This window comes from Bacillus sp. FSL K6-1560, assembly GCF_038592935.1.
Classification (GTDB): Bacteria; Bacillota; Bacilli; order Bacillales; family Bacillaceae; genus Bacillus; species Bacillus subtilis.
Window position 1 is genome coordinate 3,254,610 of sequence record NZ_CP151946.1, and the last position, 22,746, is coordinate 3,277,355.

Annotated in this window: 18 protein-coding genes, 16 tRNA genes, 3 rRNA genes, 1 pseudogene and 1 riboswitch; of the genes and pseudogenes, 6 read left to right on the forward strand and 32 right to left on the reverse strand. The window is 46.2% G+C overall.

Going from position 1 to position 22,746, the window contains the following annotated elements; genetic code table 11:
- Position 1 precedes the first annotated feature (1 nt).
- From rpsN to NYE22_RS17430, 6 genes are all read right to left on the reverse strand, one after another.
- Positions 2–271 carry a 30S ribosomal protein S14 gene (rpsN, locus tag NYE22_RS17405; protein WP_003233455.1) on the reverse strand — a complete coding sequence of 90 codons (270 nt, stop codon included), beginning with the start codon at positions 269–271 and terminating at the stop codon, positions 2–4.
- A gap of 111 nt (positions 272–382) precedes the next feature.
- Complete coding sequence (locus tag NYE22_RS17410; protein ID WP_032725752.1) at positions 383–919, reverse strand: hypothetical protein; 537 nt, start codon at positions 917–919, stop codon at positions 383–385.
- Between the two features lie 103 nt (positions 920–1,022).
- Positions 1,023–2,153, reverse strand: a complete 1,131-nt coding sequence (gene ssuD / locus NYE22_RS17415) for an FMNH2-dependent alkanesulfonate monooxygenase (protein ID WP_003245787.1) — start codon at positions 2,151–2,153, stop codon at positions 1,023–1,025.
- A 21-nt stretch (positions 2,154–2,174) separates the two neighbouring features.
- Positions 2,175–3,005, reverse strand: coding sequence for an ABC transporter permease (locus tag NYE22_RS17420; protein ID WP_014479238.1), 831 nt, complete (start codon positions 3,003–3,005; stop codon positions 2,175–2,177).
- Entirely contained in the window at positions 3,002–4,000 is a 999-nt protein-coding gene (locus NYE22_RS17425; protein ID WP_014479237.1) for an aliphatic sulfonate ABC transporter substrate-binding protein, read from the reverse strand. The genes NYE22_RS17420 and NYE22_RS17425 overlap by 4 nt, the downstream gene beginning before the upstream one ends.
- A 17-nt stretch (positions 4,001–4,017) precedes the next feature.
- Entirely contained in the window at positions 4,018–4,785 is a 768-nt protein-coding gene (locus tag NYE22_RS17430; RefSeq protein ID WP_103803952.1) for an ABC transporter ATP-binding protein, read from the reverse strand.
- A 406-nt stretch (positions 4,786–5,191) separates the two neighbouring features.
- Here NYE22_RS17430 and katA point away from each other — a divergent pair, with 406 nt between their 5' ends.
- A complete protein-coding gene (katA, locus tag NYE22_RS17435; RefSeq protein WP_014476225.1) occupies positions 5,192–6,643 on the forward strand; it encodes a catalase KatA in 1,452 nt (483 codons plus the stop codon).
- A gap of 26 nt (positions 6,644–6,669) precedes the next feature.
- Here katA and senS read toward each other — a convergent pair whose 3' ends face one another.
- The gene (gene senS / locus NYE22_RS17440; RefSeq protein ID WP_342412012.1) at positions 6,670–6,867 is read right to left on the reverse strand and encodes a transcriptional regulator SenS; all 198 of its coding nucleotides are present in this window, start codon (positions 6,865–6,867) and stop codon (positions 6,670–6,672) included.
- Between the two features lie 312 nt (positions 6,868–7,179).
- Here senS and NYE22_RS17445 point away from each other — a divergent pair.
- A pseudogene (locus NYE22_RS17445) lies at positions 7,180–7,350 on the forward strand (BBE domain-containing protein); the annotation flags it as partial.
- A 37-nt stretch (positions 7,351–7,387) separates the two neighbouring features.
- On the opposite strand, the gene thiC reads toward NYE22_RS17445, so the two are convergent.
- The gene (gene thiC / locus NYE22_RS17450) at positions 7,388–9,160 is read right to left on the reverse strand and encodes a phosphomethylpyrimidine synthase ThiC (RefSeq protein WP_342412013.1); all 1,773 of its coding nucleotides are present in this window, start codon (positions 9,158–9,160) and stop codon (positions 7,388–7,390) included.
- 132 nt (positions 9,161–9,292) lie between these two features.
- A riboswitch (TPP riboswitch) is annotated at positions 9,293–9,400 on the reverse strand.
- Between the two features lie 69 nt (positions 9,401–9,469).
- Entirely contained in the window at positions 9,470–10,162 is a 693-nt protein-coding gene (locus tag NYE22_RS17455; RefSeq protein WP_169037378.1) for a Type 1 glutamine amidotransferase-like domain-containing protein, read from the reverse strand.
- Positions 10,163–10,203: 41 nt separating this feature from the next.
- Between NYE22_RS17455 and NYE22_RS17460 the strand changes: the two genes are divergently transcribed.
- The gene (locus NYE22_RS17460) at positions 10,204–10,476 is read left to right on the forward strand and encodes a spore coat protein (protein WP_080478397.1); all 273 of its coding nucleotides are present in this window, start codon (positions 10,204–10,206) and stop codon (positions 10,474–10,476) included.
- An 88-nt stretch (positions 10,477–10,564) separates the two neighbouring features.
- Here NYE22_RS17460 and NYE22_RS17465 read toward each other — a convergent pair whose 3' ends face one another.
- Positions 10,565–10,768, reverse strand: a complete 204-nt coding sequence (locus NYE22_RS17465) for a hypothetical protein (RefSeq protein WP_071576329.1) — start codon at positions 10,766–10,768, stop codon at positions 10,565–10,567.
- A 141-nt stretch (positions 10,769–10,909) separates the two neighbouring features.
- Here NYE22_RS17465 and spo0M point away from each other — a divergent pair, with 141 nt between their 5' ends.
- Positions 10,910–11,686, forward strand: a complete 777-nt coding sequence (gene spo0M, locus NYE22_RS17470; protein WP_124073063.1) for a sporulation control protein Spo0M — start codon at positions 10,910–10,912, stop codon at positions 11,684–11,686.
- 78 nt (positions 11,687–11,764) lie between these two features.
- Here the strand turns inward: spo0M and NYE22_RS17475 are convergent.
- The 20 genes from NYE22_RS17475 to NYE22_RS17570 all read right to left on the reverse strand — a co-directional run bounded on the left by NYE22_RS17475 (position 11,765) and on the right by NYE22_RS17570 (position 19,539).
- A tRNA-Leu gene (locus NYE22_RS17475) sits at positions 11,765–11,846 on the reverse strand.
- Positions 11,847–12,110: 264 nt separating this feature from the next.
- Positions 12,111–12,199, reverse strand: a tRNA-Leu gene (locus NYE22_RS17480).
- A gap of 7 nt (positions 12,200–12,206) precedes the next feature.
- A tRNA-Cys gene (locus NYE22_RS17485) sits at positions 12,207–12,277 on the reverse strand.
- A gap of 5 nt (positions 12,278–12,282) precedes the next feature.
- Positions 12,283–12,357, reverse strand: a tRNA-Gly gene (locus NYE22_RS17490).
- A 49-nt stretch (positions 12,358–12,406) separates the two neighbouring features.
- Positions 12,407–12,478 (reverse strand) — tRNA-Gln (locus NYE22_RS17495).
- Between the two features lie 9 nt (positions 12,479–12,487).
- A tRNA-His gene (locus NYE22_RS17500) sits at positions 12,488–12,563 on the reverse strand.
- A gap of 24 nt (positions 12,564–12,587) precedes the next feature.
- Positions 12,588–12,661, reverse strand: a tRNA-Trp gene (locus NYE22_RS17505).
- A gap of 5 nt (positions 12,662–12,666) precedes the next feature.
- A tRNA-Tyr gene (locus NYE22_RS17510) sits at positions 12,667–12,751 on the reverse strand.
- A 22-nt stretch (positions 12,752–12,773) separates the two neighbouring features.
- Positions 12,774–12,846, reverse strand: a tRNA-Thr gene (locus tag NYE22_RS17515).
- 5 nt (positions 12,847–12,851) lie between these two features.
- A tRNA-Phe gene (locus tag NYE22_RS17520) sits at positions 12,852–12,927 on the reverse strand.
- Between the two features lie 12 nt (positions 12,928–12,939).
- A tRNA-Asp gene (locus tag NYE22_RS17525) sits at positions 12,940–13,016 on the reverse strand.
- A gap of 11 nt (positions 13,017–13,027) precedes the next feature.
- A tRNA-Met gene (locus NYE22_RS17530) sits at positions 13,028–13,104 on the reverse strand.
- 9 nt (positions 13,105–13,113) lie between these two features.
- Positions 13,114–13,189, reverse strand: a tRNA-Val gene (locus NYE22_RS17535).
- A 9-nt stretch (positions 13,190–13,198) separates the two neighbouring features.
- Positions 13,199–13,270, reverse strand: a tRNA-Glu gene (locus tag NYE22_RS17540).
- Positions 13,271–13,304: 34 nt separating this feature from the next.
- Positions 13,305–13,396, reverse strand: a tRNA-Ser gene (locus tag NYE22_RS17545).
- A gap of 5 nt (positions 13,397–13,401) precedes the next feature.
- Positions 13,402–13,476, reverse strand: a tRNA-Asn gene (locus NYE22_RS17550).
- 9 nt (positions 13,477–13,485) lie between these two features.
- Positions 13,486–13,601, reverse strand: a 5S ribosomal RNA gene (gene rrf, locus NYE22_RS17555).
- Between the two features lie 112 nt (positions 13,602–13,713).
- Positions 13,714–16,641 (reverse strand): 23S ribosomal RNA (locus NYE22_RS17560).
- Between the two features lie 170 nt (positions 16,642–16,811).
- Positions 16,812–18,361, reverse strand: a 16S ribosomal RNA gene (locus NYE22_RS17565).
- The 16S, 23S and 5S rRNA genes sit together here with 16 tRNA genes alongside, the layout of an rRNA operon.
- Positions 18,362–18,654: 293 nt before the next feature.
- Positions 18,655–19,539, reverse strand: a complete 885-nt coding sequence (locus NYE22_RS17570; protein ID WP_015715543.1) for a nucleotidyltransferase-like protein — start codon at positions 19,537–19,539, stop codon at positions 18,655–18,657.
- A gap of 207 nt (positions 19,540–19,746) precedes the next feature.
- Between NYE22_RS17570 and NYE22_RS17575 the strand changes: the two genes are divergently transcribed.
- Positions 19,747–20,100, forward strand: coding sequence for a YgzB family protein (locus NYE22_RS17575; RefSeq protein ID WP_014113119.1), 354 nt, complete (start codon positions 19,747–19,749; stop codon positions 20,098–20,100).
- Positions 20,101–20,134: 34 nt separating this feature from the next.
- On the opposite strand, the gene perR is transcribed toward NYE22_RS17575, so the two are convergent.
- Positions 20,135–20,572, reverse strand: a complete 438-nt coding sequence (gene perR / locus NYE22_RS17580; RefSeq protein WP_003223285.1) for a peroxide-responsive transcriptional repressor PerR — start codon at positions 20,570–20,572, stop codon at positions 20,135–20,137.
- Between the two features lie 122 nt (positions 20,573–20,694).
- Positions 20,695–21,168 carry a thioredoxin-dependent thiol peroxidase gene (bcp, locus tag NYE22_RS17585; protein WP_024572676.1) on the reverse strand — a complete coding sequence of 158 codons (474 nt, stop codon included), beginning with the start codon at positions 21,166–21,168 and terminating at the stop codon, positions 20,695–20,697.
- A 152-nt stretch (positions 21,169–21,320) separates the two neighbouring features.
- Between bcp and NYE22_RS17590 the strand changes: the two genes are divergently transcribed.
- Positions 21,321–22,610 (forward strand): glutamate-1-semialdehyde 2,1-aminomutase, encoded by a 1,290-nt coding sequence (locus NYE22_RS17590; protein WP_015715541.1) that lies wholly within the window; start codon positions 21,321–21,323, stop codon positions 22,608–22,610.
- The last annotated feature ends 136 nt before the right edge of the window (positions 22,611–22,746 follow it).

Genomic DNA, 22,746 nt, shown 5'->3' on the forward strand with positions numbered 1-22,746 from the left:
CTTACCAGCTTGCTTTTTTCACACCGGGAATCTGGCCTTTATGGGCCAGCTCCCTGAAAGCGATTCTGGACATTTTAAACTTCCTCATATATGCTCTCGGGCGCCCCGTTACCATGCAGCGGTTGTGAAGCCTTCCCGGTGCTGAATCTCTTGGCAGCTTGCTGAGTGCCTCGTAATCTCCTTTTTCCTTCAACTCGCGTCTAATACCAGCGTATTGCTCAACAAGCTGTTGGCGTTTTAACTCTTTTGCCACTTTTGATTTTTTAGCCAAGTCACATAGCCTCCCTTTAAATCGAAATTGTTACGATTTAAAATGTATCATGCACCATTCAAAAAAGCAAGCATACCGCTTTGTAAAACAGACGGCTTGAAGCCGCCCACTCTAATGATGCAATTCCACATAATACAGTAACGCATCTTGATGCTTAATGAGCTCTTTTTTATGTTCAGAGGTGTGCATTGTCTCGTCAGTCCCTCTAATACTGCTGCCGATCAAAGCAGGCTTCTCGAAAGTAATCGGTTCCGGCGATGAAATATTCTGAGTCATTTCCTGTGTTGTGCTATCGTCGCGTTTCACCGATGAATCAGCCGCTATATTTCCCTGTTTATCCACAATGCCAAAATGAATGGTGGTATGTTTATTCTTTCCTTCCCCCTCTTCATTCTCAAAATAAACAAATTGTATGGTATCGGGTTTTTCCTCTGAATAATCTGCACGAACCGGTCCAAACCTCTCAACAAGCTTTCCCTTTTGATAATGTTCGATGTACATGTCAGCTGAAGAAATACCTTCACCGATATTGACGGCTTCGGCAGTGAATGCCTGTGAAGCTGCGACATCCATTCTGTTTTTTTCAAGATCTGATATGTCCGCCGCTTTGATTTCCATCTGTTTTGAATGTCCGCATGCTGACAGCATAGCTATGAGGCAAATGACTGCCGCGCTTCTCAATGTTTTCAGAAAAAAAGCCCCCTTTTTTTGAATATCATACCATGTTCGGGGGGCTGTATTTTAGTTAAACTCATGCATTTTTCTCTTTGACAAAATAAGTGTTTCCTACCGCTTCTCCCCTTTTGTTCTGAAGCTTTCTCGTCCGATCATTTTCAAACGGCAAAAGCGGAAATACAAGCTCTGCAAAATAATACGCTTCTTCTAAATGCGGATAGCCGGAGAATATAAACGATTCTATGCCGAGTGCCTGGTACTCCGCTATCCGGTCGGCAATCGTCTGCGGATCACCGACAAGAGCTGTTCCTGCCCCTCCTCTGACCAGGCCGATCCCCGCCCACAGATTCGGGCTGATTTCAAGCTTCGTCCGATCGCCTTGATGAAGGACGGCCATCCGCTGCTGGCCTGAAGAGTCGTAACGGCTCAAAGCTGCCTGCGCTTTGGCAATGGTGTCATCATCCAAGTGGCTGATCAAGCGCTCTGCCGCTTCCCATGCCTCTTGTTCAGTTTCACGGGCAATGACATGCAGCCTAATGCCAAATCGAACGGATCTCCCTTCTTTTGCCGCTTGCTTTTTGACTCTTTCTATTTTTTCTTTTACTTGTTCAGGCGGCTCACCCCATGTCAAGTACACGTCTGTATGCTTTGCGGCAGCTTCAATCCCAGCCTGTGACGAACCACCGAAATAGATGGGCGGATGCGGCTCTTGCTGCGGCGGGAAAAGCAGATTGCTGTTTTCCACTTTTATATGCTTTCCTTCATAGGAAACCGTTTCTCCCTGCAAAAGTCTCCGCCAAACGGTTAAAAATTCGTCTGTTGCCTCGTAGCGCTCATCATGGCTGATAAACAGGCCATCGCCTGCCAGCTCATACGGATCGCCCCCAGCCACAACGTTGATCAGCAGCCGGCCGTCTGAAATGCGGTCTAGAGTGGACGTCATTCTGGCTGCCAGAGAAGGCTGCATTAAACCAGGTCTTACCGCGACTAAAAACTTTAAGTCCTTTGTTTCTCCTGCCAGTGCCGACGCTGTAAGCCACGGGTCCTCGCACGATCTTCCCGTCGGCAGAAGAACTCCTGTATATCCCAGCCTGTCTGCCGCCTGCGCGACTTGTTTAAAGTAAAGATGATCCGCAGTCCGTCCATCACTTTCAGATCCTAAATATCTCGCGTCTCCATGAGTCGGTATAAACCAAAGAATTTCCATATTCATCTCCCCTTATATCTTTTATCCTTCGTAGCTGTTTCTCCACTTTAACAGCTTTCGTTCAAGCAGCCTGACGAAGGAATCCGTCAGCTTTCCAACCACTGCAAAAATGATAATCCCTGCAAAGACTTTATTCGTTTGTGAAAACTGTCTCGCATCCATGATCATATAGCCGACTCCCGCGCTTGAGCCCATCAGCTCTGCCACAACGAGCCCGAGCCATGCAATGCCGAGCGATAAGCGAATGCCTAGCAATATATTGGGCAGGGCTGCCGGCAATATCACTTTGGATATTTGCTGATGCCATTTAAATTCAAGCACCCGGGCGACTTCAAACAGCTTCGCGTCAACCCCGCGGATGCCGTTAAACGTATTGATATAGACAGGAAAGAAGGCACCGAGCGCAATCAGCAAAATTTTAGATACTTCGTCAAATCCGAACCATAAAATAAACAGCGGCGTGACGGCCAGATGAGGTACGGTTCTAAGCATTTGCAACGACGGATCAAGATACAGCTCCGTCCGTTTGGAGAATCCGGCCAAAATCCCGATCATCAATCCAAGCCCTGCGCCAAGCAAAAAACCAAGCGCCGCCCGATAAATGCTGATTTGCAGATGGCCGAACAGTTCGCCGGACAAAATAAGCTCCTTAAAGGTCAGAACAATCGTAACAGGTGTAGGCAGCACTGTAGCGGACACAATCCCCAGCCCGCCGATGACCTGCCAGATGGCAATGATGACAGCGGGCAGTAAAAGCCCCTTCATAAAGCCGTATCTCTTCCTTCCGGGCTTTTTTCGCACCGCTTCCGCATTCGTTTTGGGCAGCGAGCCCGCAGCCTCTGCTTTCATCATTGATCACCTCCTGAGGAATGTTCCTTTAATGCTTTTTTGATAAAACTGTTATCGACAACATCCTTCACATCAATCTTCTTATCTATCGCCTTTGTTCGAAATTGAAAATCTGCTGTTTCCTGCTGCGCTTTTACAATGTCGTCACTGATGACCTCATTCAGAGGTTCAGTATTTTTCAGCACATTTTCGACGACCTTTTTATCGAGATCTTTAATGTCAGAATATAAGTCCGCTGCTTCACCCAGATGTTCCTTTTGCCATACAACGGCTTTATTAAACACCTTCAGAAAACGGACCACTTCGTCTGGATGCTCTTCTGAAAACTTTGTTCTTACTAAAGTAAAACCCGGTGAATATAAATCTGTGCTTTCTCCGTTCACAAGGATTTTTGCTCCGTGTTTCATTGTTTCTAAGGACAAGTACGGCTCCCAAATGGACCAGGCATCAACAGATCCGTTTTCAAATGCGGAAGCTGCTTCATCAGGCTGAAGCTGAATAATTGTCACATCGTTAGCTGACAACCCCACTTGATCAAGCGCTTTATACAAAAAATCAAACCCGCTGCTGCCTTTGGCGACTGCAATTTTCTTCCCCTTTAAGCCCTTAACGTCTTGAATGCCGCTGTTTCGATTGACAAGGATGCCGTTTGCTTTCAAGCCGTCCTGAGACAAACCGATTTCTTTAAAGTCAATGCCTGCCGCCTGTCCAGCGATCACAGGCGAATTACCGACTTGAGAAAAATCAAGTTTGTCTGCCGCAAGGCCTTCAAATTGGGGCGGACCGCTTTGAAACTCCACCCATTTCACTTTGATGCCTTCTTTTTCAAATGCATCTTCGAACCAGCCTTTTTCTTTTGCGATCAAAAGCGGGCTTAAGCTTTGCTGAATACCAATACGAATTTCCTTCAATTGTTTGTGGTCACCGCTGGCTCCATTTGCTCCACAGCCTGCGAGCAGAAAAATAACGGCAACCAATACAATGAGTCCTTTTTTCATTTCCGCTTCCGCCCTTTCTATATCCCTGATCCTTCTGCGTACTCCAAATCTTCTGTTTTCTCGAATTCCGACAGCACTCTCTGTCTGATCGCTTGGAAATCCGGAGTCGTCCGGTTCCGCGGATACGCCAGGTGAATGGGTATCAGCTTATGGATTTTCCCCGGTTTGGCCTTAAGGATCGCAAGCTCATTTCCTAAATAAACAGATTCATCTATATCATGAGTCACGAGAATCATCGTTGTTTTTTTCCTCCTCCATATATCCAGCAGCACGTCCTGCAGGTGTTTTCTTGTAAAAGCGTCGAGTGCACCAAACGGTTCATCTAAAAGTAGCACCTCAGGCTCCCGCAGAAGGGCCCGGGCGATGGCTACTCTTTGTGACATGCCGCCTGACAGCTCGCGCGGATATGCTTTTTCCGATCCTTTCAATCTGACAATCTCGATCAGTTCATCCACCTTTTGTTTGACTTTTGGGTCCTTCAAATTCAAGTCGGCTGCAATATTCTGCTCAACAGTCAGCCAAGGAAAGAGGCGGTGTTCCTGAAAAATAAATCCTTGCTGAATACCCGGAGCTGTTACGCTGCGGCCGTTAATTTCCACACTCCCGTCATATTCAGAATCAAGCCCTGCAATAATCTTTAACAGGGTGCTTTTTCCACACCCGCTCGGTCCGATAAGCGTTAGAAATTCGCCTGGTGCGATTGATAATTCTATGTTCTCTAAGACCGTGTTTTTGCGGCCCTCTTGAACAAATGCCTTTTCTTTGATGCTGATGGTCACAGCCACTTTTATCCCTCTCTTTCTGCCAACCCCGCCTTCAAAAAAACAAAAAGGCCCCCATCTCTGTTCTTGTAGAGATGAGAGCCTTCGGCGGTCCGATCAGCTGCCCAATTGTTTTTTTGTTTGAATAACATGTTAATTCAAATTATTCCGATATGTCAACTCTTTTTTAAATACGATTTTTGATATCCTTGTTTATCACTTACTCTGCTTGTTTCGCAAATAGAGAAGGAAAAATTATTTCTCCAAAAATTATTAAGTGTCATAAAAAGCTGTTACAACAAGGTTTTTCAACACTTTCGATACTAGATATCGATTAATAGAGATAACTATTTTATAATAATTATAAAATAATATTGACTTTTTACTTAGAGATGATATTATGTTCTTATAAATTCCAAGAGGTGATAACATGAGTTCAAATAAACTGACAACTAGCTGGGGCGCTCCGGTTGGAGATAATCAAAACTCAATGACTGCCGGTTCTCGCGGACCAACTTTAATTCAAGATGTACATTTACTCGAAAAATTGGCCCATTTCAACCGAGAACGTGTTCCTGAACGTGTTGTTCACGCCAAAGGAGCAGGCGCACACGGATATTTTGAAGTGACAAACGACGTAACAAAATACACGAAAGCCGCTTTCCTTTCTGAAGTCGGCAAACGCACACCGTTGTTCATCCGTTTCTCAACAGTTGCCGGTGAACTTGGCTCTGCTGACACAGTTCGCGATCCGCGCGGATTTGCTGTTAAATTTTATACTGAAGAAGGAAACTACGACATCGTCGGCAACAATACGCCTGTATTCTTTATCCGCGATGCGATTAAGTTCCCTGATTTTATCCATACACAAAAAAGAGATCCAAAAACACATCTAAAAAACCCTACGGCTGTATGGGATTTCTGGTCACTTTCACCAGAGTCACTTCACCAAGTGACAATCCTGATGTCTGACCGCGGAATTCCTGCAACACTTCGCCACATGCACGGCTTCGGAAGCCATACATTCAAATGGACAAATGCCGAAGGTGAAGGCGTATGGATTAAATATCACTTTAAAACAGAACAAGGCGTGAAAAACCTTGATGTCAATACGGCAGCAAAAATTGCCGGTGAAAACCCTGATTACCATACAGAAGACCTTTTCAACGCAATCGAAAACGGTGATTATCCTGCATGGAAACTATATGTGCAAATCATGCCTTTAGAAGATGCAAATACGTATCGTTTCGATCCGTTTGATGTCACAAAAGTTTGGTCTCAAAAAGACTACCCGTTAATCGAGGTCGGACGCATGGTTCTAGACAGAAATCCGGAAAACTACTTTGCAGAGGTAGAACAAGCGACATTTTCACCTGGAACACTCGTGCCTGGTATTGATGTTTCTCCTGATAAAATGCTTCAAGGCCGACTGTTTGCTTATCATGATGCACACCGCTACCGTGTCGGTGCAAACCATCAAGCGCTGCCAATCAACCGCGCACGCAACAAAGTAAACAATTATCAGCGTGATGGGCAAATGCGTTTTGATGATAACGGCGGCGGATCTGTGTATTACGAGCCTAACAGCTTCGGCGGTCCAAAAGAGTCACCTGAGGATAAGCAAGCAGCATATCCGGTACAAGGTATCGCTGACAGCGTAAGCTACGATCACAACGATCACTACACTCAAGCCGGTGATCTGTATCGTTTAATGAGTGAAGATGAACGTACCCGCCTTGTTGAAAATATCGTTAATGCTATGAAGCCGGTAGAAAAAGAAGAAATCAAGCTGCGCCAAATCGAGCACTTCTACAAAGCGGATCCTGAATACGGAAAACGCGTGGCAGAAGGCCTTGGATTGCCGATTAAAAAAGATGCTTAATGGAGAAATGCAAAAACCCGCTGTAGTCAGCGGGTTTTTTTATATTTAGTTACACATTGCGTACGCTTCTCATCAATCTTCATATAAATTTCTTCCATGAGTTCCGCGCTGTTTATAATCTCTCGTTTGTTTTTTTCAATCAGCAGCTCAAGCGGCAAAATCTGATTCCCGTAGGTTTTTCGCTTCCTGAATCGTTTTCTCCCCTTTCCTTTTTTGACTCCCATCAATAATCCCTCCTTTTTCATACAAAAAAGGCCCTTATCTAAAAGATAAGAGCCTTCGGTGTCCCGATCAGCGCGATAAATTTGAAAAATTTGTACTGACCATGTTAATTCATACAATACCGACCTGTCAACTATTTTTTGAGGGTATTGATACTATATCAGATTGCATCCCCGCTTTTTCCTTATACACTCTTATCCCCTGACGCATAAGCTAGAGAAACTAGAATACGAGAGAAAGAGATGTGGGTGTGTGGAAAAGACAAAATTGACCGGACGTATCGTGACACGGGATGATCCGGACTTTCGAGTTAAACGATGGGAGACTACGTAAATTGGCCAGATATCAAAATCAGAAACTGGCCAAGAACATATTGCGGCGAAAACGTTGAACGACTCCGCCGTGTCAAAACGAAATATGATCCAGAAAATGTTTTCCGCTTTGAACAGAGTATTCCTCCGCTTCGACGCTCTCTGTTTTTCTAAAAAAATGAAGATGGAGCATTCTCCATCTTCATCTTATTTATTGATATAAATTGCTTCCCGTATCGACAAACTCTTTTGCTTTTTCTTTTAATCCTTTATTTATGGCTTCTGCTTCACTGAGATCGTTTTTCTTCGCATAATCCCGAATATCCTGTGAAATTCTCATGCTGCAAAATTTCGGACCGCACATGGAACAAAAGTGAGCGGTTTTTGCTCCTTCAGCAGGCAGGGTTTCATCATGGTATTCAAGGGCTCTCTCCGGATCAAGAGATAAATTAAACTGATCCCGCCAGCGGAATTCAAAACGGGCTTTCGATAACGCATCATCCCGGATTTGCGCTCCGGGATGCCCTTTTGCAAGGTCTGCCGCATGCGCAGCGATCTTATATGTAATGACTCCTTCACGAACATCATCACGGTTTGGCAGCCCCAAATGCTCCTTCGGCGTTACATAACAAAGCATTGCTGTCCCATACCAGCCGATCATCGCCGCTCCGATCGCTGAAGTAATATGGTCATATCCCGGAGCAATATCCGTTGTCAACGGCCCCAATGTGTAAAAAGGCGCTTCTTTACAAATGTCCATTTGTTTATCGACGTTCTCTTTGATTTTATGCATCGGAACATGTCCAGGACCCTCAATCATCACCTGAACATCATGCTTCCAGGCAATTTGCGTCAGCTCTCCAAGCGTCTCTAATTCAGCAAACTGCGCTTCGTCATTGGCATCAGCAATTGATCCGGGACGCAAACCATCCCCAAGTGAGAAAGCAATATCGTACGTTTTCATAATCTCACAGATTTCTTCAAAATGTGTGTATAAAAAGCTTTCTTGATGATGAGCCAGACACCACTGCGCCATAATCGCTCCCCCGCGTGACACAATACCAGTTGTCCGTTTTGCAGTCAGCGGTACATACCTAAGCAAAACACCCGCGTGAATCGTAAAATAATCCACTCCCTGCTCTGCCTGCTCGATCAGCGTATCACGATAAATCTCCCACGTTAAATCCTCCGCTACGCCGTTTACTTTTTCAAGCGCCTGATAAATCGGAACAGTTCCCACAGGCACGGGGCAATTGCGGATAATCCATTCACGCGTCGTATGAATATCTTTTCCGGTCGAAAGATCCATCATCGTATCCGCTCCCCAGCGTATGGCCCACGTCATTTTTTCCACTTCTTCTTCAATGGATGACGTAACCGCTGAATTCCCAATATTCGCATTAATCTTCACATAGAAATTCCGGCCGATAATCATTGGCTCACTTTCAGGGTGATTAATGTTTGAAGGAATTATCGCCCGGCCGCTGGCTACCTCGTCTCTGACGAATTCAGGAGACACATGCTCACGAATGGCGATAAATTCCATCTCAGGTGTAATGATCCCCTTTTTTGCATAGTGCATTTGAGTGACATTTTGACCTGCCTTCGCCCTCAGCGGTTTCCGCTTTAATCCTGGGTAGCTTACGTTTGGATTTGCTTTTTTATAACCGTTATCTTCTGGTTTTATAGCCCGGCCTTCATACTCTTCCACGTCACCGCGCTCTGTGATCCATTTTTGGCGGAGCGGCTTTAATCCTTCTTGAATATTAATGGTTACTTCAGGGTCCGTATACGGTCCGCTTGTATCATAGACACGCACAGGCGCGTTTTCCTCTTCGCCGAACGATCCCGTCGTCGGACTCAATGCAATCTCCCTCATCGGCACTTGGATGTCCGAAGAAGAACCCTCCACGTATACCTTCTTGCTGCCTGAAAAACTCGACATAATGGAAATGTTGGCTTGCTGCACTGAATTGTTTTGCATTACTTTTCCTTCCCCTTTCTATGTTTGAAAGGACAAAATCAAGCCCATAACCAGCACAAAAAACCGGATTCATATAAATGAACCCGGTTACAGTCAGAAAGAAACATATTATTGCCCAGCAAGACAATAACAAAAACAATTCCTCTACTTCCCCACGCTGGTACGAACCAGATCAGGTCCAAAGGGTTAAGAAGCTTACCTTCTCTCTCAGCCCGAAAGCGGGCACCCCCAGTAACTATTGATTTCGCACTCATCTTATCATAAAATCAATCTGAAAAAAAGAGGAATATAGATAATATTCAGCCAATTTCACCCTAAATATTTGACCGGCAACGGGATTTCAGCTATTTCATGTTCAGCCATCATCACCCGATATGCCTTTCCATCCGACCTTGAACTCACAGTCTGAAACAGCTGATCATTTATGAAATGGAGAGCAGCCCCATCATCCGCTGCATAGCCACTGCATAAGAACTTGTTAGATATCAGCTGGTGGTATGCCGGTCTCCGATCCTTTTCCCCGTCATAATGGGGACAAAAGCTCCCTTGCAAAAAACCTAAACTTTTCAAACTTGTCAGCGGTCCGGCTGAATCCGTCACCCCTTCTTCAAACCAGCAGATCGCACCGGCACTTAATCCAGCTAAAACCACACCGTTCTTCCATGCTTCCCTAAGAATCTGGTCAAGCCCCCACTCTTTCCATAACACAAGTAAATTCCGCGTATTTCCCCCGCCAACATAAATCACGTCCATTTCCATAACAAAAGAAGTTAAATCTGTTGATGGCGGCTTAAACAAAGATAAGTGAGACGGCACACAATCCAGTGTTTGAAATGCATGATAAAACCGCTGAATATAGTTTTGGGAATCTCCGCTCGCCGTCGGCAAAAAACAAATACGAGGTTGCTCTCGTTTTGATTGATTGAGGATATATTGATCGAGGGACAAATTATCCGGCTCCATCGAAAAACCCCCGCCCCCCATCGCAATAATCTGCTTCATCATCACACCCCCCAACAAAATTTGTTGCTTATTATAGCATTTTGTATAGAAGCAAGAAACAAAGCCAAATACTTTCTTATCAGGAGCTGCTAAAAAAACAAAGGGGGTGGTTTCCCATTGAACAAAGTCTTTGTCCCAAAGATATTCTTGATTTGTTAACAACAATAAAAACCAGCATTAACAAATACACTGTCGCAATAACAGAAGCCGAAAATCCCCACATCAGAAGAGCATTGCATGATCAATTAGATACAACTGTTTATCTCCATGATGAACTGTCAGATCTTCTGTTAGAAAAGGGATGGCTCGGGTGAGCAATTCCAAATCAAATCGATTAGATTTATCTTACAGCAAAGACCACAAAAAGAGACGGGATCTCAAAGATGAGATGCCGTCTCTTTTTTATTGCTCCACTCTTCTTAAAGCCTCATTTACCGTTTCTTTTATAAACGCGTCTTCACCGCTTAATCGGTCTAAACTGAGATCGCCGTTTCTCAGCCTTTCGGAAATATTGTTTATATCCTCCTCTACTGTGATTTGCAGCTCACCAGCCAAAAACATTCTGTGTAATTCATCTGCAACCAAATTTTCTTTATTCACTTCCATCCACTCCTTTATTTTTAATATTATTCTTAGTCTGTCCCTAGGCCGAGACGAATAATAGGAAAAAAGTATGAATCAAACGAATCTTTTTTCCTCCTTCTTGCGTATATCTGTTGAGAAAAAAGAAAAAGGGGAAGATCTAACATGTCATTTTTTAAGAAACTTGCGGCAAGTGCCGGAATTGGAGCTGCAAAAGTAGATACAATTTTAGAAAAAGACGCATATTTTCCAGGAGAAGAAGTACAGGGAACGGTACATGTCAAAGGCGGAAAAATCGCTCAGGACATCCGTTATATCGATTTACAGCTTAGCACACGGTATGTCATTGTAAAAGACGATGAAGAGCACCGGAAATACGCTACAATTCATTCTTTCCGGGTCACTGGTTCATTTACCATACAGCCTGGTGAAGAGCATCAATTTCCGTTCACATTCACTCTGCCTCTAGATACGCCGATCACTGCAGGGAAAGTAGAGGTTGCCGTGGTGACAGACCTTGACATTCAAGGCGGTATCGATAAATCCGATCATGACCGCATTTTCGTTGAAGCGCACCCTTGGATTGAAAATGTGCTTGAAGCAATCGAAAATCTGGGCTTCCATCTTAACGAAGCAGACTGCGAACAAGCGCCCTACTTCCAGCGTCGTCTTCCGTTCGTTCAAGAATTCGAATTCGTTCCGACTTCCGGATATTATCGTCAGATGCTTGATGAATTAGAACTCATTTTCCTTTTAGACGAAGACGGTTTGGAAATCATTTTCGAAGTCGACCGCAGAGCAAGAGGACTCCGAGGGTGGCTGGAAGAGATGTATAATGACGGAGAACAGCTTGTACGCGTCCGTTTCAGCCAATCAGAGCTTGAAGATACAGAAGAGCTAGAAGAGGTGCTAGAAGAGATCCTAGACCAATACGCTGAGTAAGTATAAAAAGGAGCCTCGGCTCCTTTTCTTTAATAAAAAATAAAAACCCGTTTCTGTTAAGAAACGGGTTTTTCAGTATACCGGTGGTCGGGGTCGAACCGACACTCCAGAAGGAACACGATTTTGAGTCGTGCGCGTCTGCCAATTCCGCCACACCGGCAAGTTTTACGTCGTATCTAACCGACGAATATAAATATATCATGGATCTCATAAAGTGTCAACGTATTTCAAAAAAGTTTTTATGGAAATATAAAATAAAAGTGTTGAAAGACGAGCTATACGCCGCTTTATAATAGGCCTCGGAACTTAACTTGTTATGATAAATCAAAGCATTAAAAAAATGATCTACTTATGTAGATCATTAATATGATTAGTTATAATGATAAAACACAAACACCAATTCAACTTACCATGTAAGTAAAATTGGTGCCGAGGGCCGGACTTGAACCGGCACGGTAGTCACCTACCGCAGGATTTTAAGTCCTGTGTGTCTGCCAATTCCACCACCCCGGCAATAAGAAGGCGACACCCGGATTCGAACCGGGGATAAAGGTTTTGCAGACCTCTGCCTTACCACTTGGCTATGCCGCCGTAATTGGAGCGGAAGACGGGATTCGAACCCGCGACCCCCACCTTGGCAAGGTGGTGTTCTACCACTGAACTACTTCCGCATTTTAAATGGACTTAATACATTATATGCAGTTGATATAAAAAGTGAGACTGGGCTAGCTGGATTCGAACCAACGCATGACGGAGTCAAAGTCCGTTGCCTTACCGCTTGGCTATAGCCCAATGATAATATGGGGCGATTGATGGGAATCGAACCCACGAGTGCCAGAGCCACAATCTGGTGCGTTAACCACTTCGCCACAACCGCCATAATCTCAAGATGTCATAAATTTGGCAGGGGCAGTAGGAATCGAACCCACACCGGAGGTTTTGGAGACCTCTGTTCTACCGTTAAACTATGCCCCTATAAATGGTGGAGGGGGGCAGATTCGAACTGCCGAACCCTGAGGGAGCGGATTTACAGTCCGCCGCGTTTAGCCACTTCGCTACCCCTCCACATTAAATTTTGAAAAAACAGTGCCGGCAAGAGGACTTGAACCCCCAACCTACTGATTACAAGTCAGTTGCTCTACCAATTGAGCTACACCGGCATAGGTGGTGGCTCGGGACGGAATCGAACCGCCGACACACGGATTTTCAGTCCGTTGCTCTACCAACTGAGCTACCGAGCCTAAGTAATTAAATGGCGGTCCGGACGGGACTCGAACCCGCGACCTCCTGCGTGACAGGCAGGCATTCTAACCAACTGAACTACCGGACCATTTTGAAATTTGGTTGCGGGGGCAGGATTTGAACCTGCGACCTTCGGGTTATGAGCCCGACGAGCTACCGAACTGCTCCACCCCGCGATGATATAATGGTGGAGGATGACGGGCTCGAACCGCCGACCCTCTGCTTGTAAGGCAGATGCTCTCCCAGCTGAGCTAATCCTCCATCATATAATGACCCGTACGGGATTCGAACCCGTGTTACCGCCGTGAAAGGGCGGTGTCTTAACCGCTTGACCAACGGGCCCAGACTTTCAATTGTAATTATGTATAAGTATCAGTGGCGGAGAGCAAGGGATTCGAACCCTTGAGACGGAGTTGACCGCCTACACGATTTCCAATCGTGCTCCTTCGACCACTCGGACAGCTCTCCAATAATGGCTCCGCAGGTAGGATTCGAACCTACGACCGATCGGTTAACAGCCGATAGCTCTACCACTGAGCTACTGCGGAATGAAGTCTGCCTGGCGATGTCCTACTCTCACAGGGGGAAACCCCCGACTACCATCGGCGCTGAAGAGCTTAACTTCCGTGTTCGGCATGGGAACGGGTGTGACCTCTTCGCCATCATCACCAGACAATTTCAGTGACATTTAACATTATACTATGTATTCTTGAGAAAATCAAGTGTTTTTTTGAAAAAACTTATTCTCTCAAAACTAGATAACAGGTGTGCCATCATTCAAAAATATGGTTAAGTCCTCGATCGATTAGTATCTGTCAGCTCCATGTGTCGCCACACTTCCACCTCAGACCTATCAACCTGATCATCTTTCAGGGATCTTACTTCCTTGCGGAATGGGAAATCTCATCTTGAGGGGGGCTTCATGCTTAGATGCTTTCAGCACTTATCCCGTCCGCACATAGCTACCCAGCGATGCCCTTGGCAGAACAACTGGTACACCAGCGGTGCGTCCATCCCGGTCCTCTCGTACTAAGGACAGCTCCTCTCAAATTTCCTGCGCCCGCGACGGATAGGGACCGAACTGTCTCACGACGTTCTGAACCCAGCTCGCGTACCGCTTTAATGGGCGAACAGCCCAACCCTTGGGACCGACTACAGCCCCAGGATGCGATGAGCCGACATCGAGGTGCCAAACCTCCCCGTCGATGTGGACTCTTGGGGGAGATAAGCCTGTTATCCCCGGGGTAGCTTTTATCCGTTGAGCGATGGCCCTTCCATGCGGAACCACCGGATCACTAAGCCCGACTTTCGTCCCTGCTCGACTTGTAGGTCTCGCAGTCAAGCTCCCTTGTGCCTTTACACTCTGCGAATGATTTCCAACCATTCTGAGGGAACCTTTGGGCGCCTCCGTTACCTTTTAGGAGGCGACCGCCCCAGTCAAACTGCCCACCTGACACTGTCTCCCCGCCCGATAAGGGCGGCGGGTTAGAAGGTCAATACAGCCAGGGTAGTATCCCACCGATGCCTCCACCGAAGCTGGCGCTCCGGTTTCCAAGGCTCCTACCTATCCTGTACAAGCTGTACCAACATTCAATATCAGGCTGCAGTAAAGCTCCACGGGGTCTTTCCGTCCTGTCGCGGGTAACCTGCATCTTCACAGGTACTATAATTTCACCGAGTCTCTCGTTGAGACAGTGCCCAGATCGTTGCGCCTTTCGTGCGGGTCGGAACTTACCCGACAAGGAATTTCGCTACCTTAGGACCGTTATAGTTACGGCCGCCGTTTACTGGGGCTTCAATTCGCACCTTCGCTTACGCTAAGCGCTCCTCTTAACCTTCCAGCACCGGGCAGGCGTCAGCCCCTATACTTCGCCTTACGGCTTCGCAGAGACCTGTGTTTTTGCTAAACAGTCGCCTGGGCCTATTCACTGCGGCTCTCTCGGGCTTGCACCCTAACAGAGCACCCCTTCTCCCGAAGTTACGGGGTCATTTTGCCGAGTTCCTTAACGAGAGTTCTCTCGATCACCTTAGGATTCTCTCCTCGCCTACCTGTGTCGGTTTGCGGTACGGGCACCTCTCACCTCGCTAGAGGCTTTTCTTGGCAGTGTGGAATCAGGAACTTCGCTACTATATTTCGCTCGCCATCACAGCTCAGCCTTATGGGAAACGGATTTGCCTATTTCCCAGCCTAACTGCTTGGACGCGGATATCCAATACCGCGCTTACCCTATCCTCCTGCGTCCCCCCATTGCTCAAATGGTGAGGAGGTGGTACAGGAATATCAACCTGTTGTCCATCGCCTACGCCTTTCGGCCTCGGCTTAGGTCCCGACTAACCCTGAGCGGACGAGCCTTCCTCAGGAAACCTTAGGCATTCGGTGGAGGGGATTCTCACCCCTCTTTCGCTACTCATACCGGCATTCTCACTTCTAAGCGCTCCACCAGTCCTTCCGGTCTGGCTTCACAGCCCTTAGAACGCTCTCCTACCACTGTTCGAAGAACAGTCCGCAGCTTCGGTGATACGTTTAGCCCCGGTACATTTTCGGCGCAGAGTCACTCGACCAGTGAGCTATTACGCACTCTTTAAATGGTGGCTGCTTCTAAGCCAACATCCTGGTTGTCTAAGCAACTCCACATCCTTTTCCACTTAACGTATACTTTGGGACCTTAGCTGGCGGTCTGGGCTGTTTCCCTTTCGACTACGGATCTTATCACTCGCAGTCTGACTCCCAAGGATAAGTCATTGGCATTCGGAGTTTGACTGAATTCGGTAACCCGGTAGGGGCCCCTAGTCCAATCAGTGCTCTACCTCCAAGACTCTTACCTTGAGGCTAGCCCTAAAGCTATTTCGGAGAGAACCAGCTATCTCCAGGTTCGATTGGCATTTCACCCCTACCCACACCTCATCCCCGCACTTTTCAACGTGCGTGGGTTCGGGCCTCCATTCAGTGTTACCTGAACTTCACCCTGGACATGGGTAGATCACCTGGTTTCGGGTCTACGACCACGTACTCATGCGCCCTATTCAGACTCGCTTTCGCTGCGGCTCCGCATCTTCTGCTTAACCTTGCACGGGATCGTAACTCGCCGGTTCATTCTACAAAAGGCACGCCATCACCCGTTAACGGGCTCTGACTACTTGTAGGCACACGGTTTCAGGATCTCTTTCACTCCCCTTCCGGGGTGCTTTTCACCTTTCCCTCACGGTACTGGTTCACTATCGGTCACTAGGGAGTATTTAGCCTTGGGAGATGGTCCTCCCGGATTCCGACGGAATTTCACGTGTTCCGCCGTACTCAGGATCCACTCAGGAGAGAACGAAGTTTTGACTACAGGGCTGTTACCTCCTATGGCGGGCCTTTCCAGACCTCTTCATCTACCTCGTTCTTTTGTAACTCCGTACAGAGTGTCCTACAACCCCAAGAGGCAAGCCTCTTGGTTTGGGCTAATCCCGTTTCGCTCGCCGCTACTCAGGGAATCGCATTTGCTTTCTCTTCCTCCGGGTACTTAGATGTTTCAGTTCCCCGGGTCTGCCTTCTCATATCCTATGAATTCAGATATGGATACCACTCCATTACGAGTGGTGGGTTTCCCCATTCGGAAATCTCCGGATCAAAGCTTGCTTACAGCTCCCCGAAGCATATCGGTGTTCGTCCCGTCCTTCATCGGCTCCTAGTGCCAAGGCATCCACCGTGCGCCCTTTCTAACTTAACCGTTAAAAAGAATCACTATGTGATATCTTGTGTTACTAATTGAATGTGATGTCTACTGTTATCTAGTTTTCAAAGAACACGTTTCGAAGGAATGATCCTTCAAAACTAAACAAGACAGGGAACGTTCTGTTTATAAGACCCAAGGTCTTATATTCCGTAAAATATCCTTAGAAAGGAGGTGATCCAGCCGCACCTTCCGATACGGCTACCTTGTTACGACTTCACCCCAATCATCTGTCCCACCTTCGGCGGCTGGCTCCTAAAAGGTTACCTCACCGACTTCGGGTGTTACAAACTCTCGTGGTGTGACGGGCGGTGTGTACAAGGCCCGGGAACGTATTCACCGCGGCATGCTGATCCGCGATTACTAGCGATTCCAGCTTCACGCAGTCGAGTTGCAGACTGCGATCCGAACTGAGAACAGATTTGTGGGATTGGCTTAACCTCGCGGTTTCGCTGCCCTTTGTTCTGTCCATTGTAGCACGTGTGTAGCCCAGGTCATAAGGGGCATGATGATTTGACGTCATCCCCACCTTCCTCCGGTTTGTCACCGGCAGTCACCTTAGAGTGCCCAACTGAATGCTGGCAACTAAGATCAAGGGTTGCGCTCGTTGCGGGACTTAACCCAACATCTCACGACACGAGCTGACGACAACCATGCACCACCTGTCACTCTGCCCCCGAAGGGGACGTCCTATCTCTAGGATTGTCAGAGGATGTCAAGACCTGGTAAGGTTCTTCGCGTTGCTTCGAATTAAACCACATGCTCCACCGCTTGTGCGGGCCCCCGTCAATTCCTTTGAGTTTCAGTCTTGCGACCGTACTCCCCAGGCGGAGTGCTTAATGCGTTAGCTGCAGCACTAAGGGGCGGAAACCCCCTAACACTTAGCACTCATCGTTTACGGCGTGGACTACCAGGGTATCTAATCCTGTTCGCTCCCCACGCTTTCGCTCCTCAGCGTCAGTTACAGACCAGAGAGTCGCCTTCGCCACTGGTGTTCCTCCACATCTCTACGCATTTCACCGCTACACGTGGAATTCCACTCTCCTCTTCTGCACTCAAGTTCCCCAGTTTCCAATGACCCTCCCCGGTTGAGCCGGGGGCTTTCACATCAGACTTAAGAAACCGCCTGCGAGCCCTTTACGCCCAATAATTCCGGACAACGCTTGCCACCTACGTATTACCGCGGCTGCTGGCACGTAGTTAGCCGTGGCTTTCTGGTTAGGTACCGTCAAGGTACCGCCCTATTCGAACGGTACTTGTTCTTCCCTAACAACAGAGCTTTACGATCCGAAAACCTTCATCACTCACGCGGCGTTGCTCCGTCAGACTTTCGTCCATTGCGGAAGATTCCCTACTGCTGCCTCCCGTAGGAGTCTGGGCCGTGTCTCAGTCCCAGTGTGGCCGATCACCCTCTCAGGTCGGCTACGCATCGTTGCCTTGGTGAGCCGTTACCTCACCAACTAGCTAATGCGCCGCGGGTCCATCTGTAAGTGGTAGCCGAAGCCACCTTTTATGTTTGAACCATGCGGTTCAAACAACCATCCGGTATTAGCCCCGGTTTCCCGGAGTTATCCCAGTCTTACAGGCAGGTTACCCACGTGTTACTCACCCGTCCGCCGCTAACATCAGGGAGCAAGCTCCCATCTGTCCGCTCGACTTGCATGTATTAGGCACGCCGCCAGCGTTCGTCCTGAGCCAGGATCAAACTCTCCGATAAATGGATCACAGGTTAAGTTCACCGCTTCCTGCGGCGACACCTGTGTGACCTGCGTCGTGCAGGCCCTAGTTTGACTGACTACGCACATCGCTGTGCGGTTTTTTAAAAACTGAATTAACAGGTACGTTTTGTCTTGTTTAGTTTTCAAAGATCATTTTCACTTCTTGTTGAAGCGACTTTATTAATATAACATTTTGACTTTCTTTTGTCAAATGTTTTTTTGATTTATTTTCCCGCCGCTGTGAGCTTGTTTTCTCAGAAGCGCATCAGCGACGTTTAATAATATAACACGGTCAAGAATCAGAGTCAACACCTTTTTTAAAAGAATATCCTCGGTGATAGACAGCCTGTCCTTTCGTTTCTATCTGGCAGACGTTGATAAGTCCCTTTTCTGTCAAGTAATCAAGCATAACGCCAAGATCTTGGGTAAAGTGCTTTAGGTCATGATGTTGAAGAAGCTCACCGAATTGCCAAATGTCTTTTTCTTTCATTACTTCGAAAAGATGCGCCGAACCGATCTCGGCTTTGGAATGGATGAGAAAATCATTTGCTAAGAATAATAATTCAAGTCTTTTTTCCAGGCTCTCGTGACTTTCAATCAGCTCGGAATATAACTTGTACACTTGCGGCTCCATCTGGCGCACTTGGCTCCACACCGTGGTTTCGGGATGGAATCCTCTGTCGATTACTTCAATACGTGCTAAATGATGCAGCGCATGAACAACGGCGTTGTAGGCATCTAAAAATTGATTGGCTTCAAAAAAAGCTTTCCCTTCAACATACCTTCTGATTAATTTGCCGTATTCGAGTCCGATCTTCAGTTTACGTTCGGCAAACGGAAATGTATTCAGCCTGTCAATCAGTTCAACTACGTATTCATTACGGTCAAACAAAACTCTGCCATTTACAATCCAATCTATGATTCTTCTATTTGTTCCGAGCAAAATCCATTCTTGAATCTGAGAATCTGTTACCACATGCAAAGAAGCTGTTTGATGATCAAATTCATAATGCTTTATAAAAACTGGATCATCAGCATCCTTTACAATTACCAGCAAAGCTGCATCAAAGTTATCTGTTAAGGAAGATGTTTTGTTTCTTCTCTCAATCATAATGACAGCCAATGTATTGGGGTGACTTGCTCTTTCTTGGTAAATTGGACGGAGAAGATTTTCCATCACTATTCCTCCAATGCAATTGTTCAAATTTTTTTATTCTCTATTTGATTCAATTCTATGGTTAAAACGAAATTCCTTTTTTCTAAACACATTGAACTATTATAAACAATTTCACAGTAAGTCTCCATAAGTAAATTCCAATTCAACCGAAAACATGAAGAAAATCCCATCGAGTTTGTGCTATAGTTAAATCAGAGGGGGATGGACATGGCGAAATACTCCAGCAAAATTAATAAAATCAGAACATTTGCGTTAAGTTTGGTTTTCGTTGGGTTTATCATTATGTACATCGGGATCTTTTTCAAAGAGTCAGTTTTGCTATCTAGTTTGTTTATGATACTTGGACTTTTATCCATCGGTCTCAGCACGGTTGTTTACTTTTGGATCGGAATGCTTTCGACCAAAGCGGTTCGCGTCATTTGTCCGGGCTGTGAAAAAGAGACAAAGGTTTTAGGAAGAGTCGATATGTGCATGCATTGCCGAGAGCCGCTGACTTTAGATAAGGGATTAGAAGGAAAAGAATTTGATGAGTCTTATAATAAAAAGAAAATGTCGAAATAAAATAAGCTGACCGTTTCGTGCGGTCAGCTTATTTTTAATGATTTTCTTTTTTCGAACACTCTTGGCAGACGCCGTAAATTTCTAAACGGTGGTGGCTTACCTTGAAGCCCGTGACGTGGGCAGCGAGCTGTTCCACTTCATCAAGGCCCGGGTAGTGGAAGTCCACAATTTTACCGCAGTTTTCGCAAATCGCGTGATAGTGATCAGATGTCACAAAATCGAATCTGCTGGAAGCATCACCGTATGTGAGCTCTTTTACCAAACCTGATTCCCGGAACACACGCAAATTGTTATATACTGTCGCTACGCTCATGTTAGGAAATTTCCCTTCCAGAGCTTTATATATATCGTCCGCTGTTGGATGAGCCATAGAGTTAACGAGATATTCCAGAATCGCATGACGTTGAGGAGTAATGCGAACTCCGGTTTCCTTCAACGTTTCTAAGGCTTCTTTTAGTTCATGTGCAGCCATCCGTCATGCACCTCTCTTCTAAAAAAAATTCTTACATTGTAATGTTTATAATTAGTGTAACTCTTTCTACGATAATTTGTCAATTGATATCAGGGTAAAAGTAAGCATAGGCTCATAGAGATTTACTTTTCCGACATATCTTTGAGGGTTTGAAGCGCTTCGGCTACATGGTCCTTTACTTTTACTTTTCTCCATTCTTTAATGAGCCGGCCTTCTTTATCAATTAAAAAAGTGGAACGCTCGATTCCCATATACTCTTTTCCGAAGTTTTTCTTCAGCTTCCACACATCAAACGCTTCCGCCAGCTCATGCTCGTCATCTACAAGAAGCAGAAATGGCAGGTTATGCTTCTCTTTAAATTTTCCGTGTTTTTCCTGGCTGTCCGGGCTGACGCCAATAATGACGGCATCCAGTTCGGCGAAGCTCTCGTGACTGTCCCGAAAATCGCATGCTTCAGTTGTACATCCCGGTGTCATGTCCTTTGGATAAAAATAAAGCACGATGTACTTTCCTTTATAATCCGATAATTTTACTGTTTCCCCATGATCGCCTTTTAACTCAAGATCAGGCGCTTTTTGTCCGATTTCTATAGTCATTACGTTACCTCCGGATGTTTTTTTATTAAGCGTATCCAATTCTTGTCCAGATTACAACCATCTCAGCTGAATCTGAAGCCCGAAGCCATTGTTCTTGTTCGGAAGCATGCTACAATAGAAAGGACGCATGGAGATATAGGAGGTTTTTATTCTTGCATACAAAATCAATTGAACTTCACAATGAGGCATTACAGCACATTGTCGGCGGTGTAAACAGCCCGTCTAGATCATATAAAGCAGTCGGCGGCGGTTCTCCTGTTGCAATGGAGAAAGCAAGCGGCGCTTATTTTTGGGATGTGGACGGCAACAAATACATCGATTATTTAGCGGCGTACGGTCCGATTATTACAGGACATGCCCACCCGCATATTACAGAAGCGATTAAAAAAGCGGCAGAGAACGGTGTATTGTATGGAACACCAACGAAACACGAGGTTACATTTGCAAAGATGCTCAAAGAAGCCATTCCCGCTATGGACAAAGTAAGATTCGTCAATTCGGGTACAGAAGCCGTTATGACGACCATCCGCGTGGCTCGCGCATATACAGGCCGGACAAAAATCATTAAATTTGCGGGCTGCTATCACGGGCATTCTGACCTTGTGCTTGTCGCCGCAGGCTCCGGCCCGTCTACTCTTGGCACACCAGACTCAGCCGGTGTACCGAAAAGCATTGCAAACGAAGTGATCACAGTACCATTTAATGATATCGATAGCTATAAAGCGGCTCTTGATAAATGGGGCAGTGAAATCGCGGCAGTTCTCGTTGAACCGATTGTCGGCAACTTCGGTATCGTCGAGCCGAAAGAGGGCTTCTTAGAAAAAGTAAATGAATTGACACATAATGCAGGCGCTCTCGTTATTTACGATGAAGTCATTACGGCTTTCCGCTTTATGTATGGCGGCGCGCAGGATCTCTTACAGGTGAAACCAGATTTAACAGCACTCGGGAAAATTATCGGCGGCGGACTTCCGATTGGCGCCTATGGCGGCAAACAAGAAATCATGGAGCAGGTAGCTCCGCTAGGGCCTGCTTATCAGGCAGGAACAATGGCAGGAAACCCCGCTTCCATCCTATCAGGCATCGCTTGTCTGGAAGTGCTCAAAGAAAAAGGCGTGTATGAAAAGCTTGATCACCTTGGCGCTATGCTTGAGGAAGGCATTTTGAAGCACGCAGAAACACACGGCATCACCATTACGGTCAACCGGTTAAAAGGTGCGCTCACGGTATACTTCTCTGATGAGAAAGTGGAAAATTACGAGCAGGCTGAACGGAGTGACGGAGAAACATTCGCTACGTTTTTCAAGCTGATGCTGGAACGCGGAATTAATTTAGCACCTTCTAAGTATGAAGCTTGGTTTATTACCACAGCACATACAGAGCAGGATATTAAAGACACGCTTGCAGCGGTCGAGGATGCTTTTAAACATCTTAAAAACTAGAATCAGATACTTTGAACAGGAGCTTTGGGCTCCTGTTTTTTTATGGAATCAAACAACGTGTAAGATTTTGGTCTTTTTCTAGAAAAATAGCTTGAATATTTGTATCGATCCCTGTATATTACTTAATTGTTTAGCA